Raw genomic sequence first — 14,469 nt, forward strand, 5'->3', positions numbered from 1 at the left:
ACAACGCCCTCCCTGCGCGCGGGCATTCCCCGGGCGGCCCCGGGCCGGGGCCGGCGGCCGTCGGCCGGCCGGTCAGGCGCCCGCCCCGGGTATTCGGCCCCGGCGGGCGTCCGCGTCCACGGCCCCGGCACCGGCCTTGGACTTCCGGCGGCCCCAGGGCTTGTACACCGACAGGACCACGGTGAACAGGTAGAGCGACAGCGCCACCGCCGGGACGATCACCGTGTTGTACCGGACGAAGCCGAGGTCCGCCGCCGTGATCGGGCCGGTCGGGTGCGCGTCCACCACCCGCACCGCGTCGTGCAGCCGGTCGCTGAGCGCGAAGACGGAGGCCGCCATCGCCCCCAGCGTCAGCCAGAACTTGGTACTCACCCAGTAGTACCGGAACAGCCCCCAGGAGGTGCCGAGCCCGAGCGCCACCCCGCTCAGGAAGGTGAGCAGGCTCAGCGGCAGGATCAGCACGTCGCCGAGCAGGCCCATCGCCCGGTAGGCGGTGCGCAGCCGGTCGGCGTCGCCGGCGCCCACGGCCGTCAGCGCCGTCACCGCCAGGGTGAGCAGGCAGAGCATCAGCGCCAGCCAGCTCACCGAGGCGGTGATGTGCAGGACGACCAGGCGTTTGCGCGCCGCCGGTGTCAGGCGGCGGCCCGCGGACCGCCGCCTGACACCGGACGCCGGTTCGGACGCCGTGACGGCGCCGGTGGGCGAGCGCACGGGGTACCTCCTTCGAGTCGGGGCCACGAGGACGGCCCCAGGCTCTCCCGTCCGATCCTCATCGGGCATCTGACGGTGGAAGTAACCTCGCCTACTCCCCGGCGAGTACACGCACCGGGCGACAGCCGGAGCGCTCCTCCCCGAGGAGCAGCACGGAACAGCGGGGAGCAGCCGGAGACAGCGGGAAACAGCCCCGACCGCGGTTCCCCAGGAGCCGGCCTCAGTCGGTCACCGCGAACCCCTGCGCCGCGCCCAGCTGCTGCAGCGAGGCCTGGCCGGGGATCCCGTCCGCCGCCCCCGCCTGGTACCCGCAGCGCCGCTGCCAGGCCGCGTACGCGGAGACCGTCCGGGTGCCGAACGAGCCGTCCACCCACCGCTGGTCGAGCAGCCCCTCGTCGGCGAGCGCCTGCTCCACGATGGCCACCTCGGACCCGTACGTCAGGTGCCCCTGCGCGGCCCCCGGGTCGGTCCCGGCGGCCGCGACCACGTGGGACACCGAGACCGTCCGCTGCCCGGGCAGGTAGCCGAGCAGCCGGCGCAGCGAGCTCTCCCCCGGGACGCCGTCCGCCGCCTGCCCGGCGTAGCCCAGACTCCCCTGGTAGTCCGCGTAGTTCTCGGTGTCCGCGTCCGTCCAGTTCGGGCCGGGGCCGGAGCGGTAGTGGTCGCCGAAGCCGTGCGCGACCAGCGCCCGCCCGACCACCGTCACCTGGTAGCCCTGGGCGCCGTAGCCGTACGGCAGGCCGTTGATGCTGACCTGGTAGCGGGCGGTCGTGACCGGGGGCACCGGCTGCTGCTGGGGCGGGATGCCCGGGGAGCCGGGCCCGGCCGTGAGGTCGGGCCAGGAGCCGGGGTCGGTGTGGTCGTTGTACGGCACGTGGGCGTGCGCGTACCAGCCGCCGAGGGCCTCCCAGGTCCGCTCGTCGCGGTGGCCGGAGAAGTCGGTCGGCCGGCCCATCGGCCAGATGTCGGGCACGCCCCAGGAGGAGATCCAGGCGTGGATCCGGTCCCAGCCCGCGCACGGGGTGTCGACCAGGCGCGGGTAGACGGCGCCCTGGTAGCGGCAGTAGGGGAAGAACACCGCCTCGATCTGGATCACCACCCGCCCGGCCCGGTTGGTGCGGGTGGGGCTCTGGCTGGGGCTGAGCAGGCTCTTCGAGCGGGAGTCGGCCGGGAACAGCTGCGCCGTGCGGCCGCTGAACGGGTCCCAGACCAGGTGCGGCGCGTCGCCGGCGCCGCTGCCGGTGAAGTAGCCGACCAGGTCCTCGTAGGAGCACCAGTCCTGCGGCGCGGCGGCGGTCGCGTTGCGGTCCCAGGTGATGTGGGCGATGGCCTTCGGCGGGTACTGCTGATCGGTCGGCGCGTGGTCGCCGAGGTCGTGGATCTCGGCACCGGGCAGCCACAGTTCGGGCATCGTGGGCTCCTCCGAACGGCGTGAGGGCATCACCTCCGGTATCGGCAGGCAGGGCTCACGGATTGACCCCGACGGCGCAAAACCCCGGCAATGAACCCCCCGTACCCGTCCGGCCGTTCGACTCAGCGAGGGCTCTTCGTCCTCGCGTGCGATTCGGGCGCCCGTGCGGGGACGGCCGGTCGCACGGAAGGGGGCGCATTCCACCCCGTCGGGGCGCCGCTGTCAATCGTTGACTTCACAAGTGGTCTAGTCCACGGTGGTCCGGCAGACCGGCCCGAGCCGCCGTCCGGGGTCCCCCTGTGCGCTCAACTGGCAATCACTGCACCGAATCTGACGATCCGATGGAGAAACCCGCACCATGCAAAGAGTCTGCCTCGCCCTGCCCACCATGCGGTCCTGCCCCGACACCATCGCGGAACTCGCCGAGGAGGCGGCCTACGCCGTCGCGACCTTCGGGGTCGAGGTGCACCTGCTCGTCCTCGACACCACCGACGCCGTCGCCTTCGCGGAGAACGCGGGCGCCGTGGCCGCGCTGGAGCCCACCCCCGGCGTGGTCGTCCACCACCTCGGCGAGGCGCGGCAGCGGGAGTTCCTGCGCCGGGTGGCCGAGCGCTCCGGCGCCGCCGACCCCGAACTGCTGCTCGACATGATGCTGCCGCCGGCCGTCGCGTACGGCTCCTGCGTCAACCGGCTCTTCCTCGGCGCGGCCGCCCTGGGCTGCACCTCGGCGCACCTGCGCAACGACGACGCCGACTTCCAGGTCGTCGACGGCCGGAAGGTCTTCCCGATCCACCACGAGCTGCTCTCGATCGGCCGGCCGGCCGGCGAGGCGGCGGCCGTCGTGTCCCGCTCCGAGCTCGACCCGGCCGACGCGGACAAGCCGGTGATGCTGGTCAGCGGCTCCTTCATCGGCGAACTCAACGTGGACATCAGCGAGATCCACGAGCTGGACCCGGCCGTCTACCGCGAGGTGGTGCGCCTGTGGACCCCGCCGGTGTGGTCGCAGGAGGAGCAGGACGCGATGGTGGACGTCTCCTTCAAGGGCGCCGGCTCCGAGCCGTTCACCACCGACGAGTCCGTCCTCGGCGTGCCCGACATCTGGGACGTCTACATGTGCAACATCGCCCTGGACCACCGGGCCTACGAGGTGCTGCCGCTGCTGCCCTCGATCGAGACGATCGGCAGCGACTACGCCCTGCTGCACGCCATGGTCCACTCCCGGCTGCCCGGCGTCGTCCACAACCGCCACATCGTCAACTACTACACGCCCGAGCGCCGCACCGGCTCCGGCTTCGTCAACTACCAGCTGCGGTTCGTCAAGTTCCTGCTCTCGATGCTGTACCTGTACCCGGTCTACGGCGGGATGATCGACCTCGGCCGCGGGCTGCTGGACGAGCGGCACGGGCTGAAGGTCGAGCCGCTCATCGACCTGGTGCGCGGCAGCGTCGACTGGGACCGGGCCGGGAACGAGCACTGCCTCGACGTCCTGGACCGCTCCTACCGCAAGCTGGGCGGCAAGTACGCCGAGCTCGCGGACGTGGTGGCCGAGCGGCGGCAGCAGCTGCTGGACGAGGCGCGGGCGGACGCCGAGCGCTGGGCGGTGCTGGTGGAGGCCTGGGCGGCACTGGTGGCCGCCTCCCGCGCGGAGGGGCTCGGCGCCTCGGAGGTTCCGGCCTAGTGGGCGAGGACCTCCGGATCCGGCTCCTGGCCGACGGCGACTGGGACGCCGTGGTCGCGCTGGAGTACGACGCCTACGCGGCCGACGGCCTGTCGGAGGGCCGGGAGGCGCTGCAGTCCCGCGCCCTCGGCTCGCCGGAGACCTGCTTCGTGCTGGAGCAGGGCGGCACGGTCCGCGGCTACCTCCTGAGCCTGCCGTACCCGCCGCTGCGCTGCCCGGACCTCGCCCGGGCGGAGGACGCGGTGCACGAGTCGGGCAACCTGCACGTGCACGACCTGGTGATCGCCGAGGACCTGCGCGGCCGGGAGGTCGCGCTGGGGTTCATCCGGCACTTCCGGGAGCGGGCGGAGGAGCTGGGCTTCGAGCGGATCTCGATGGTCGCGGTGCGCGGGGCGGACATCCTGCTGCGGCTGCTCGGCTACCGCGCGCACCGGGAGGTGGCGGTCCCCGCGTCCTACGGGCGACGCGCCGTCTACATGTCGATGCCGGTGCGCTGACCTGCGGGGATACCTGGCCCCATGCCCACTCTTTTGGCCTAGTCCGGACGGCGAAGATCACCCCATCGGGTGAAGCTGGTGGCGGCTGCGCCCGCGCGCGCGGCCGCCGGCAGCACCCGTCCGTACGCCCGAGGGAGAAGCGCATGAAGGCCGCCGTCGTCCACGACTTCACCGCACCGCTGGCCGTCGAGGACCGCCCCCTACCGAAGCCCGCCGCGCACCAGGTCCGGGTCCGGATCGAGGCCTCCGGTCTCTGCCACACCGACATCCACGCCGCCCACGGCGACTGGCCGGTCAAGCCCAGCCCGCCGTTCGTCCCCGGGCACGAGGGCGTCGGCATCGTCGAGGCGGCCGGCGACCAGGTCCGGCACGTCCGGGTGGGCGAACGGGTCGCCATCCCCTGGCTCGCGGACGCCTGCGGGCGCTGCGACCACTGCGTCTCCGGCTGGGAGACGCTCTGCCTCCAGCAGCACAACAGCGGCTACTCGGTGGACGGCGCCTACGCCGAGTACGCGCTCGCGCACGGCGACTACGTCGTCCCCGTCCCGGACGGCATCGACCCGCTGGACGCCGCCCCGCTGTCCTGCGCGGGCGTCACCACCTACAAGGCGCTCAAGGTCTCGGACGCCCGGCCCGGCACCCGGGTGCTGGTCTCCGGCATCGGCGGGCTCGGCCACCTGGCCCTCCAGTACGCCCGGATCTTCGGCGCCGAGACCATCGCCGTCGACGTCACCGACGACAAGCTCGCCCTGGCCCGCGAGCTCGGCGCCGACCACGTCCTGGACGCCCGCACCCAGGACGTCGCGGCCGAGGTCCAGGCCCTGGGCGGCGCCCACGCCTCGATCGCCCTCGCCGTCAGCAACGCCTCCTTCCAGGCGGCCTACGGCGCCCTGCGCCGCGGCGGCACCCTCGTCCTGGTCGCCCTCCCGGCCGAGGGCAGGCTCGAACTCCCGGTCTTCGAGACGGTGCTGAACGGCACCAAGGTGATCGGCTCGATCGTCGGCACCCGCGAGGACCTCGCCGAGGTCTTCCGCCTGCACGCCCTCGGCCGCACCCGGGTGATCCGCGAGACCCGCCGGCTGGAGGACGTGAACGCCTGCTTCGACGAGGTCCTGAGCGGCAAGGTCTCCGCCCGCCTGGTCTTCGACCTGCGCTGACACCCCCGCCCACGGCGCGGGTCGGCCGCCGGGCCGCGCCCGGCTACGTCCGGATCGCGTCTCAGTCGCGTCTCCGTTCGGTTCGGCATGGGTACGAACCGGGCCCCGGTCCGGGATCGTGGGGGCAACCACTCGTGCGGCAAGGGGAGTTGCCATGGGGGACGGCCGGGGCTTGGCACCGGATGCGGTGGCGGCGCTGCTGGGCGACGGGCCGCACCGGGCGGTGGCGGAGGTCCTCCGGGCGCGGTTGCGGACGGTGCCGGAGGGGGCCCGGGCGCTGACGGCGGCGGAGGCGAGCCCGGGGGACGCGCGGGCACGGGCGCTGCTGACCGCCGCCGTCGACCACCTGCTGGCCGCGGATCCGGCGTTCGCGCGATACCTCGCCACCACCGGGCTCGGGAAACCGGCCGACCCGCCGACCGTCCAGCTGCGGAGCGAGCCCGGCACCGTGCAACTGCGGGTCGGACCGCCGTCCACGCCGCCGCCGGCGAACCCGGCCACCGTCCAGCTGCGGCTCGACCCGGGGGCCGCCCGCGCCCGCACGCTCGCCGCCCGACGGAGCGGCACCGGCATCGTGGTGGCGCTCGCCCTGGTGCTGATCGCCGCGCTGGTCGCGATCGGCATCCACCTGGGCTCGCGTCCGCTGCTGAAGCCGGGCGGGCCCGGACTGGCGCACGCCGCACCGCCGCTGGGCGACCCGGCGCTGGTCCGGGCGGTGCTGCCCGACGCGCGGGCGCTGCCGGGCGGCTGGCAGGTGCGGCGGGAGCCGACGGCGGGGACCGCCCGGGGCGGCGGGCTGCCGTGCCTGCTCCCGGACTCCTGCGACCTTCAACTCGCCTCCGCCACCGTGACCTTCGGTTCGGCCTCGGCGCAGACCGTGGAGTTCGGCGTGGCCTCCTTCGCCTCCCCCGAGGCCGCCGCCCGCGCCTTCGACCACACGCTCGACCGGACCGCCGGCACCGAACCGGCGGCGGCCGTCCCGCGGATCGGCGACCAGAGCGCCGTCCGCGTCCAGGACTCCTCGTCGGCGGTGGCACTGGCCAGGGTCGGCAGCGTGCTGCTCGTCGTGCGCGGGGAGGGGTCGGGCGACCAGCTCACCGGGCCCGCGTTCACCGGCCTCGCCGAGCTGGTCGCCGAGCGTGCCCGGCAGGCGCAGGAGGGCCGCACGCCCGATGCCGCCGCGGACGGCGCGAGCAGCTGACGGTCCGGTCCCGTCGAGGCGGTCCGGGACGGCCGGTTGCCGCCCGTCCCGGACCGCGGACCCGAGCGGGGAGCCGGGCGACAACGGGGACCAGGAGCCAGGGAGCACCGGAGGCGCCGGGGAGCGCCACCAGGGCCGTCGCCCGAATGCGTGTATCGCTCTCTTGACTGGCGTCACTGAAGCGCCATACTGGGCCTCACTCCCCGCTCGCACAACGAGGTGCCCGCCCATGGAGCTCTCACCCTCGGCGCACGTGGACACGTTCTGTCGAGACCACCTCCCGCCCTTCGAGCAGTGGCCCGAACTCCTCTTCGAACTCCCGGAGTTGGCCTACCCCGACCGCCTGAACTGCGCCGCCGCCCTACTCGACGACACCATCGAACGCCTCGGCCCGGACCGCCGCTGCCTGCTCACCCCCACCGGGAGCTGGACCTACGGCGAACTGCGCGGCCACACCGACCGGATCGCCCGCCTGCTGACCGAGGACCTCGGCCTCGTCCCCGGCAACCGGGTCCTGCTGCGCGGCCCCAACACCCCCTGGCTGGCAGCCTGTTGGCTCGGCGTGCTGAAGGCCGGCGGGGTGGCCGTCACCACCATGCCGCTGCTGCGCGCCGCCGAGCTGACCGAGCTCACCGGCATCGCCCGGCCCGCCCTCGCCCTGTGCGACCACCGCTTCCTCGACGAGCTGGACCGGGCCCGGACCCCCGGGCTGCGGGTTCTCCCCTACGGCGGCCCCGGCCCCGAGGACCTCACCGCCCGCTGCGCCGCCAAGCCCGCCGGCTTCCCCGCCGTCCCGACCGCCGCCGACGACGTCGCGCTGATCGCCTTCACCTCCGGCACCACCGGCCGCCCCAAGGCCACCCTGCACTTCCACCGCGACGTGCTCGCCATCGCCGACACCTTCTCCCACCACCTGCTCCATCCCACCCCCGATGACCTCTTCACCGGCACCCCGCCGCTCGGCTTCACCTTCGGCCTCGGCGGCCTGCTGGTCTTCCCGCTGCGGGCGGGCGCCGCCGGCCTGCTGCTGGAGCAGGCCACCCCCGAGCAGCTCGCCGAACAGGTCCGCCGGCACCGGGTGAGCGTGCTGTTCACCGCGCCGACCGCCTACCGGGCGATCCTGGCCGCCGGGCTGGCCGACCGGCTGGCCGGGGTGCGGCACTGCGTCTCGGCCGGCGAGCCGCTGCCCGCCGCCGTCTGGCAGGCCTTCCACACGGCCACCGGACAGCGGCTGATCGACGGCATCGGCGCCACCGAGCTGCTGCACGTGTTCGTCTCGGCCGCCGGCCGGGACATCCGCCCCGGCTCCACCGGCCGGCCCGTCCCCGGCTTCCGGGCCGCGGTCCTGGACGGGCAGGGCCGCCCGGTGCCGGACGGCGAGCCCGGGATGCTCGCCGTCAAGGGCCCGACCGGCTGCCGCTACCTGGACGACGAGCGCCAGCTGGACTACGTCCGCGGCGGCTGGAACCTCACCGGTGACACCTACGTCCGGGACGGCGACGGCTACTTCTGGTTCCGGGCCCGCAACGACGACATGATCGTCTCCTCCGGCTACAACATCGCCGGGCCCGAGGTGGAACAGGCGCTCGCCGCCCACCCTGACGTGGCCGACTGCGCGGTGGTCGGCGCGCCGGACGAGCGGCGCGGCGCGGTGGTCAAGGCGTACGTGGTGCTGCGCGCGGGCGTACCGGCCGGGCCGGAGACGGCCCGCGCGCTCCAGGAGCACGTCAAGCGCGCCATCGCGCCCTACAAGTACCCGCGGGCGGTCGAGTTCGTGCCCGAGCTGCCGCGCACCGCGACCGGCAAGCTGCACCGCGCCGAGCTGCGCCGACGGGCCGCGCTGACCCCGGCCAGCGTCACCGTCGAGCGCCGGGTGGAGTGGTCCGACACCGACGCCGCCGGGCACTACCACTTCTCCGCCGTGCAGCGCTGGGCCGAGGCGGCGGAGGCGGCCCTGCTGCGCCGGCTCGGGCTCGCCGAACTGTTCGGGCGGATACCCCGGGTGCACTTCGAGGCCGACTACCGCGAACGGCTCTGGTTCGGCGACCTCGTCCGCACCGAACTGCGGGTGGTCCGGGTCGGCGGCTCCTCCCTGCACTACGCCTTCGAGGTGCACGGCCCGCACGGACTGGCCGCGAGCGGGCGGATGTCGGTGGTGCACGCCGCGCCGCAGGACGGGGGCTCCCAGCCGTGGCCCGCGCAGGTCCGCCGCACGCTGGCCGAGGCGGGGCCGCAGCGGCCCGAGGTGCTCGCATGAGCACGGCACCGGACCGCGCGGGCCGACCGGAAGCGGCTCCGCGGGCGGTGCGCCGGATCGCGGTGATCGGCGCCGGCCCCGGCGGGCTCTACTTCGCCGCCCTGGCCAAGCAGCTGGCACCCGACCGGGACATCACCGTCTTCGAACGGGACGGCCGGGACGACGAGTTCGGCTTCGGCGTGGTCTTCTCCGACGAGACCCTGGACGGCATCGCCCGGGCCGACCCGCTCGTCTTCGCCGCGATCAGCGCCGAGTTCGCCCGCTGGAGCGACATCGACATCCGCTACGCGGGCGAGGTCCGCACCAGCGGCGGCCACGGCTTCGCCGCCCTGGACCGCAACCGGCTGCGCGCCGTCCTCCGACAGCGCTGCGCCGAGCTGGCGGTGGACGTGCGCTACCGCACCCCGGCCCCGCCCGTCGACCGACTGGCCGCCGAGTACGACCTGGTGGTGGCCGCCGACGGAATCCGCTCCGGCACCCGGGCCGCCCACCCCGAGAGCTTCCGCCCCGACCTGGACGAACGCCACTGCCGCTACATGTGGCTCGCCACCGACAAGGTCTTCGAGGCCTTCACCTTCATCGTCGAGCGGTACGACTTCGGCGTCCTCCAGGTGCACGCCTACCCGTACAGCGCCACCCGCTCGACCTTCATCGTCGAGGCGGCCGCGGACGCCTGGCACCGCGCCGGCTTCGAGGCCCTGGCCGCACGGGAGTCGGCGCGCGGAGAGAGCGACCTGGCGAGCGTGCGGCGCTGCGCCGAGCTGCTCGCCGGGCACCTGGACGGCCACCGGCTGATCCCCAACGCCTCCCGCTGGATCCGCTTCACCACGGTCCGGAACGCGAGCTGGCGCCACCGCAACGTGGTCCTGCTCGGCGACGCCGCGCACTCCGCGCACTTCTCGATCGGCTCCGGCACCAAGCTCGCCCTGGAGGACGCCCTCGCCCTGGCCGCCGCGCTGAGCGAACAGCCCACCCTGGACGCGGCGTTGGCCGGGTACGAGGCCGAGCGGCGCCCGGTGGTGGAGTCCACCCAGCGCGCCGCGCAGGCCAGCCTGGAATGGTTCGAGACCATCGGGCGGCGCACCGGGCAGGGGATCGACCGGTTCGCCTTCAACCTGCTCACCCGCAGCCGGCGGGTCACCTACGGCAACCTGCGGGCCCGCGACCCCGCCTTCGTGGACGCCGTGGACACCGCCTTCGGCGGCTCGCCCGGGGTGCCGCCGATGTTCCGGCCGCTGAAACTGGGCGCGCTGGAACTGCGCAACCGCGTCGTGGTGCCCCCGCTCGCCACCTTCACCTCCCCCGACGCGCTGCCCAGCGGCTTCGACCGCGCCCAACTGACCGGCCACGCGCTCGGCGGCGCGGGGCTGGTGATCGCCGGGATGACCGCGGTCAGCCCCGAGGGCCGGGCCACCGACCGCTGCCCGGGCCTGTGGGCCGACCACCAGGAGGCCGCCTGGCGCCGACTCGTCGACGCCGTACGGGCGGTGAGCGACACCCCGCTCGGCATCCAGCTGACCCACGCCGGCCGCCGGGGCGCGACCGCCGCCCCCGGACCGGACGGCGTCGGGCACCCGCTCGCCGAGGGCTGGCCGCTGATCGCCCCCTCGGCCCTCCCCTGGGACACCGGCAGCCCGGTGCCGCACGAGGCGAACGACATCCAACTGACCGCCGTCACCGCGGACTTCGCGGCCGCCGCCGAGCGGGCCGCCCGGGCCGGCTTCGACGTGCTGGAGCTCCAGTTCGGCCACGGCCACCTGCTCTCCTCCTTCCTCTCCCCGCTCACCAACCGCCGCACCGACCGCTACGGCGGTCCGCTCGCCCACCGGCTGCGGCTGCCACTGGAGGTGCTGACGGCGGTGCGCGCCGTCTGGCCGGCCGGGCGGCCGCTGCTGGTGCGGATCTCGGCTTGCGACTGGGCGCCCGGCGGCACCACCGAGGAGGAGGCCGTGGCGATCGGCCGCGCGCTCGCCGGGGCCGGGGCGGACGCGCTGGACGTCTCCACCGGCGAGGTGGTGGCGCACCAGCGGCCGCCGTACGGGCGCGGCTACCAGACGCCGTTCGCCGAACTGGTCCGCACCGCCACCGGCCTGCCGACCATCGCGGTCGGCGCCATCTCCGGCTTCGACGACGCGGACTCCGTCCTGCTGGCCGGCCGGGCCGACCTGGTCGCGGTCGGCCGCGCCCACCTGTACGACCCGCTCTGGACGCTGCACGCCGCCGCCGAGCGGGACCACACCGGGCCGGGCGCCCGCTGGCCCGAACCCTGGCGGGCCGGCAGCCGGAAGCCGCCCGGGCCGAACGCCGACCGGGTCGCCCCGCGCCTGCACCTGCTGCGCGAGCCGCCCCCGCCCGTCCACCGCCGCTGGTCACCGGACCTTCCGTGAGCGGCCCCCGAGCCCCTCGAGAAGCCGTCGCGTTCCCCACCGCAGCCCCCGAGGAGGGACGAGGAACCATGCCCGACCTGCCCCGCTTCACCGCCGCCGCCGTCCAGGCCGCCCCGGTCTACCTGGACCCGGCCGCCACCGTCGACAAGGCCGTCGCGCTGATCCACGAGGCGGCCGGGCACGGCGCCGAACTGGTGGTCTTCCCCGAGGTCTTCGTGCCCGGCTACCCGTACTGGAACTGGACGATGAACCCGGTGCAGGGCTCGCCCTGGTACGACCGGCTGTACCGGGCCGCCGTGGACGTCCCCGGCCCGTACGTCGACACCCTGCGGGCCGCGGCCCGGCAGGCCGGCGTGGTGCTGGTGATCGGGGTCAACGAACGCGGCCGGCCCGGCCTCGGACCGCTGTACAACACCCTGCTGATCATCGGCGCGGACGGCGAACTGCTCGGCGTGCACCGCAAACTGGTGCCGACCTGGGCCGAGAAACTGACCTGGGGGCAGGGCGACGGCAGCACCCTCACGGTGCACCCCACCGCCGTCGGCCCGCTCGGCGCGCTGGCCTGCGGCGAGAACACCAACCCGCTGGCCCGCTTCACGCTGCTGGCCCAGGGCGAACTCGTCCACGCCGCCTGCTACATCGCGCTGCCGGTGGGCCCCGAGGACTACGACATGGCGGACTCCATCGCCCTGCGCACCGCCGCGCACTGCTTCGAGGGCAAGGTGTTCTCGGTCGTCGCCTGCTCCACCGTCTCCCCCGAGATCGTGGACCTGATCGCCGGCGACGACCCGCGGCTCCGCAAGCAACTCGCCCGCCCGCACAGCGCCCTGTCCGGGATCTTCGGCCCGGACGGCCGCGCCGTCACCGAACCGCTGGTGGACGAGGAGGGCATCGTCTACGCCGAGATCGACCTCGGCCGCTGCGTCCAGCCCCGGCAGATGCACGACATCGTCGGCCACTACAACCGCTTCGACGTCTTCCGGCTGCACGTGGACAACCGCCCGCTGCGGCCGCTGGTGTTCCCCGAGGAGGAGGCATGACCAGCCCCGAACGCACCCCCGGTCACGACGGTCACGACGGTCGCGGAAGCCATGCCGGTCACGACGGTCACGACGGTCACGACGACGACCGGATCGGCCGGGCCAGGGTCACCGACAGCCCGGAACTGCTCGCCTACTACGAGGAGTTGGCCAAGTACCAGGCCGGCGCCCTGTGGACGGTCGCCAACGAGATCGAGCCCTGGTACCCGCAGCCGAGGTCCGTCCCCGTGCTCTGGCGCTACGCCGACCTCCGCCCACTGGTGCACAAGGCCCTGCCCCTGGTGAAGGCCGACGACGCCGGGCGCCGGGTGGTGATGCTGGTGAACCCCGGCCGCCGCGAACTGAGCGCCGCCGTAGGCCTGTTGTACACCGGGCTGCAGATCATGGGCCCCGGCGAGGCGATGACGGCGCACCGCCACCAGGCCTCCGCACTGCGCTTCGTCCACGAGGGCACCGGCGCCTGGACCGTCGTGGACGGGCAGAAGCTCAAGGTCGGCCCGCGCGACTTCGCGATCACCCCGAACAACACCTGGCACGAGCACGGCAACGAGGCCGACGACGCCCCGGTGATCTGGCAGGACGGCCTGGACATCCCGCTGGTCAACACCCTCGACGCCAACTTCTACGAGGTCCACCCGGAGCTGTACCAGCGGCCCGGGCCGGTCACCGACTCCTCGCTGCTCAGCTACGGCGGCAACCTGCTGCCGTACGGCGTCGAGAAGTGGACCCGCCCCTACTCGCCGCTGTTCGGCTGGCCCTGGGAGCCCAGCTACCACGCGCTCTGCCGACTCGCCCGCGCCACCGAGGGATCGCCCTTCGACGGCGTGGTCATGGAGTACACCAACCCCGTCACCGGCGGCCCGGTGATGCCGACCATGTCCGCCCACCTGCAACTGCTTCGACCGGGCCAGGCCACCCGCGCCCACCGGCACACCGGCTCGGTGGTGTACACCGCGGCCAAGGGGCGGGGCGTCTCGGTGATCGCCGGCCACCGCTTCGAGTGGCAGCGGGGGGACGTCTTCGTCGTCCCGTCCTGGGCCTGGCACGAGCACGCGAACCTCGACCAGGGCGAGGACGCCTGCCTGTTCTCCTTCAACGACTTCCCGGTGATGCACTCGCTCGGCCTCCACCGCGAAGAGGCCCACCCGGACGGGCAGCAGCCCACCACCACCGCCTGACCAGGAGCCCCACCGCCATGCACCTGTTGACCTTCCGAATCGCCGACCCCGCTGCCACCGCCGAAGCCGCAGCCGCCCCGCGCCTCGGCGCCCGGCTCGACGGCGACCGGGTCGCCGACCTGACCGCCCTGGCCACCGCCGCCGGTGCTCAACTCCCGCCCGACCTCCTCGGGTTGATCCGCGCCGGGGAACCGGCCCTGGCCGTCGTCCGCGAGCTGCTCGCCGGCTCCCCGGCCACCAGGCCGCTCGCCGAGGTCTCGCTGTGCGCGCCGCTGCGCCCCGGCAAGATCGTCGGTGTCGGCCTCAACTACGTGGAGCACGTGGCCGAGTCGCACCGCACCCTGGACACCGACCGCGAACTCCCCGACCGCCCGGTGCTGTTCGGCAAGCCCTCGACCGCCGTCACCGGCCCGGGCGGGCCCATCCCGCACAACGCCGACCTCACCAAGCAGCTCGACTGGGAGTGCGAACTCGCCGTGGTGATCGGCGCGCCGGCCTTCCGGGTGGCCGAGGCGGAGGCGCTGCGGCACGTGTTCGGCTACAGCATCGTCAACGACATCAGCGCCCGCGACCAGCGCCGCTCCGGCCAGTGGTTCTTCTCCAAGGGCCAGGACGGCTACGCCCCCTTCGGCCCGGTCGTGGTGACCGCCGACGAGATCCCCGACCCGCAGCGGCTCGACCTCTCGCTGAAGGTCAACGGCGAGCCGCGGCAGGACTCCAACACCCGCCACATGCTGTTCGGCGTCGCCCGGCTGATCGCCGACATCTCCTCCGGCGTCACCCTGGAACCGGGCGACGTGATCGCCACCGGCTCCCCCTCGGGCGTCGGCGCCGGGATGGTGCCCCCGCGGTTCCTCCAGCCCGGCGACCTCGTCGAGGCCACCATCGAGCGGATCGGCACGCTCGCCAACCCCGTGGTCGACGCCCGCTGACCAGCCCCCGACCGGAAAGG

The 14,469-nt window shown here is 74.4% G+C and carries 10 protein-coding genes and 2 pseudogenes; 10 read left to right on the forward strand and 2 right to left on the reverse strand.

The features are described from left to right. Positions 1 to 72: 72 nt before the first annotated feature. Positions 73 to 711 carry a DUF2269 domain-containing protein gene (locus tag ACFVU7_RS20520; RefSeq protein WP_388046326.1) on the reverse strand — a complete coding sequence of 213 codons (639 nt, stop codon included), beginning with the start codon at positions 709 to 711 and terminating at the stop codon, positions 73 to 75. A 220-nt stretch (positions 712 to 931) separates the two neighbouring features. Next, positions 932 to 2,122, reverse strand: a complete 1,191-nt coding sequence (locus ACFVU7_RS20525) for a peptidoglycan-binding protein (RefSeq protein WP_049652047.1) — start codon at positions 2,120 to 2,122, stop codon at positions 932 to 934. Between the two features lie 358 nt (positions 2,123 to 2,480). Here ACFVU7_RS20525 and ACFVU7_RS20530 point away from each other — a divergent pair, with 358 nt between their 5' ends. The 10 genes and pseudogenes from ACFVU7_RS20530 to ACFVU7_RS20575 all read left to right on the forward strand — a co-directional run bounded on the left by ACFVU7_RS20530 (position 2,481) and on the right by ACFVU7_RS20575 (position 14,449). Continuing rightward, positions 2,481 to 3,800, forward strand: coding sequence for a DUF6271 family protein (locus tag ACFVU7_RS20530; protein WP_388046328.1), 1,320 nt, complete (start codon positions 2,481 to 2,483; stop codon positions 3,798 to 3,800). Next, positions 3,800 to 4,297 carry a GNAT family N-acetyltransferase gene (locus ACFVU7_RS20535; RefSeq protein ID WP_049652045.1) on the forward strand — a complete coding sequence of 166 codons (498 nt, stop codon included), beginning with the start codon at positions 3,800 to 3,802 and terminating at the stop codon, positions 4,295 to 4,297. The genes ACFVU7_RS20530 and ACFVU7_RS20535 overlap by 1 nt, the downstream gene beginning before the upstream one ends. Before the next feature lie 143 nt (positions 4,298 to 4,440). After that, complete coding sequence (gene adhP / locus ACFVU7_RS20540; RefSeq protein ID WP_074004513.1) at positions 4,441 to 5,454, forward strand: alcohol dehydrogenase AdhP; 1,014 nt, start codon at positions 4,441 to 4,443, stop codon at positions 5,452 to 5,454. 172 nt (positions 5,455 to 5,626) lie between these two features. Further along, entirely contained in the window at positions 5,627 to 6,655 is a 1,029-nt protein-coding gene (locus ACFVU7_RS20545; RefSeq protein ID WP_388046330.1) for a hypothetical protein, read from the forward strand. A gap of 229 nt (positions 6,656 to 6,884) precedes the next feature. After that, positions 6,885 to 8,492, forward strand: a pseudogene (locus tag ACFVU7_RS20550) (AMP-binding protein); the annotation flags it as partial. A gap of 75 nt (positions 8,493 to 8,567) precedes the next feature. Beyond that, positions 8,568 to 8,912: pseudogene (locus ACFVU7_RS20555) on the forward strand (acyl-CoA thioesterase); the annotation flags it as partial. After that, positions 8,909 to 11,299, forward strand: coding sequence for an FAD-dependent monooxygenase (locus tag ACFVU7_RS20560; protein WP_388046332.1), 2,391 nt, complete (start codon positions 8,909 to 8,911; stop codon positions 11,297 to 11,299). The pseudogene ACFVU7_RS20555 and the gene ACFVU7_RS20560, both read left to right, overlap by 4 nt. A 68-nt stretch (positions 11,300 to 11,367) precedes the next feature. After that, positions 11,368 to 12,339: a carbon-nitrogen hydrolase family protein gene (locus tag ACFVU7_RS20565; protein ID WP_375875410.1), complete on the forward strand. Its 972-nt coding sequence runs from the start codon at positions 11,368 to 11,370 to the stop codon at positions 12,337 to 12,339. After that, positions 12,336 to 13,517 (forward strand): cupin domain-containing protein, encoded by a 1,182-nt coding sequence (locus ACFVU7_RS20570; RefSeq protein ID WP_388046334.1) that lies wholly within the window; start codon positions 12,336 to 12,338, stop codon positions 13,515 to 13,517. Before ACFVU7_RS20565 ends, ACFVU7_RS20570 begins: the two co-directional genes overlap by 4 nt. A gap of 17 nt (positions 13,518 to 13,534) precedes the next feature. Beyond that, positions 13,535 to 14,449: a fumarylacetoacetate hydrolase family protein gene (locus ACFVU7_RS20575; protein ID WP_388046336.1), complete on the forward strand. Its 915-nt coding sequence runs from the start codon at positions 13,535 to 13,537 to the stop codon at positions 14,447 to 14,449. Positions 14,450 to 14,469: the final 20 nt, after the last annotated feature.

The organism is Kitasatospora sp. NPDC058046, assembly GCF_042885595.1.
Lineage (GTDB): Bacteria > Actinomycetota > Actinomycetes > Streptomycetales > Streptomycetaceae > Kitasatospora.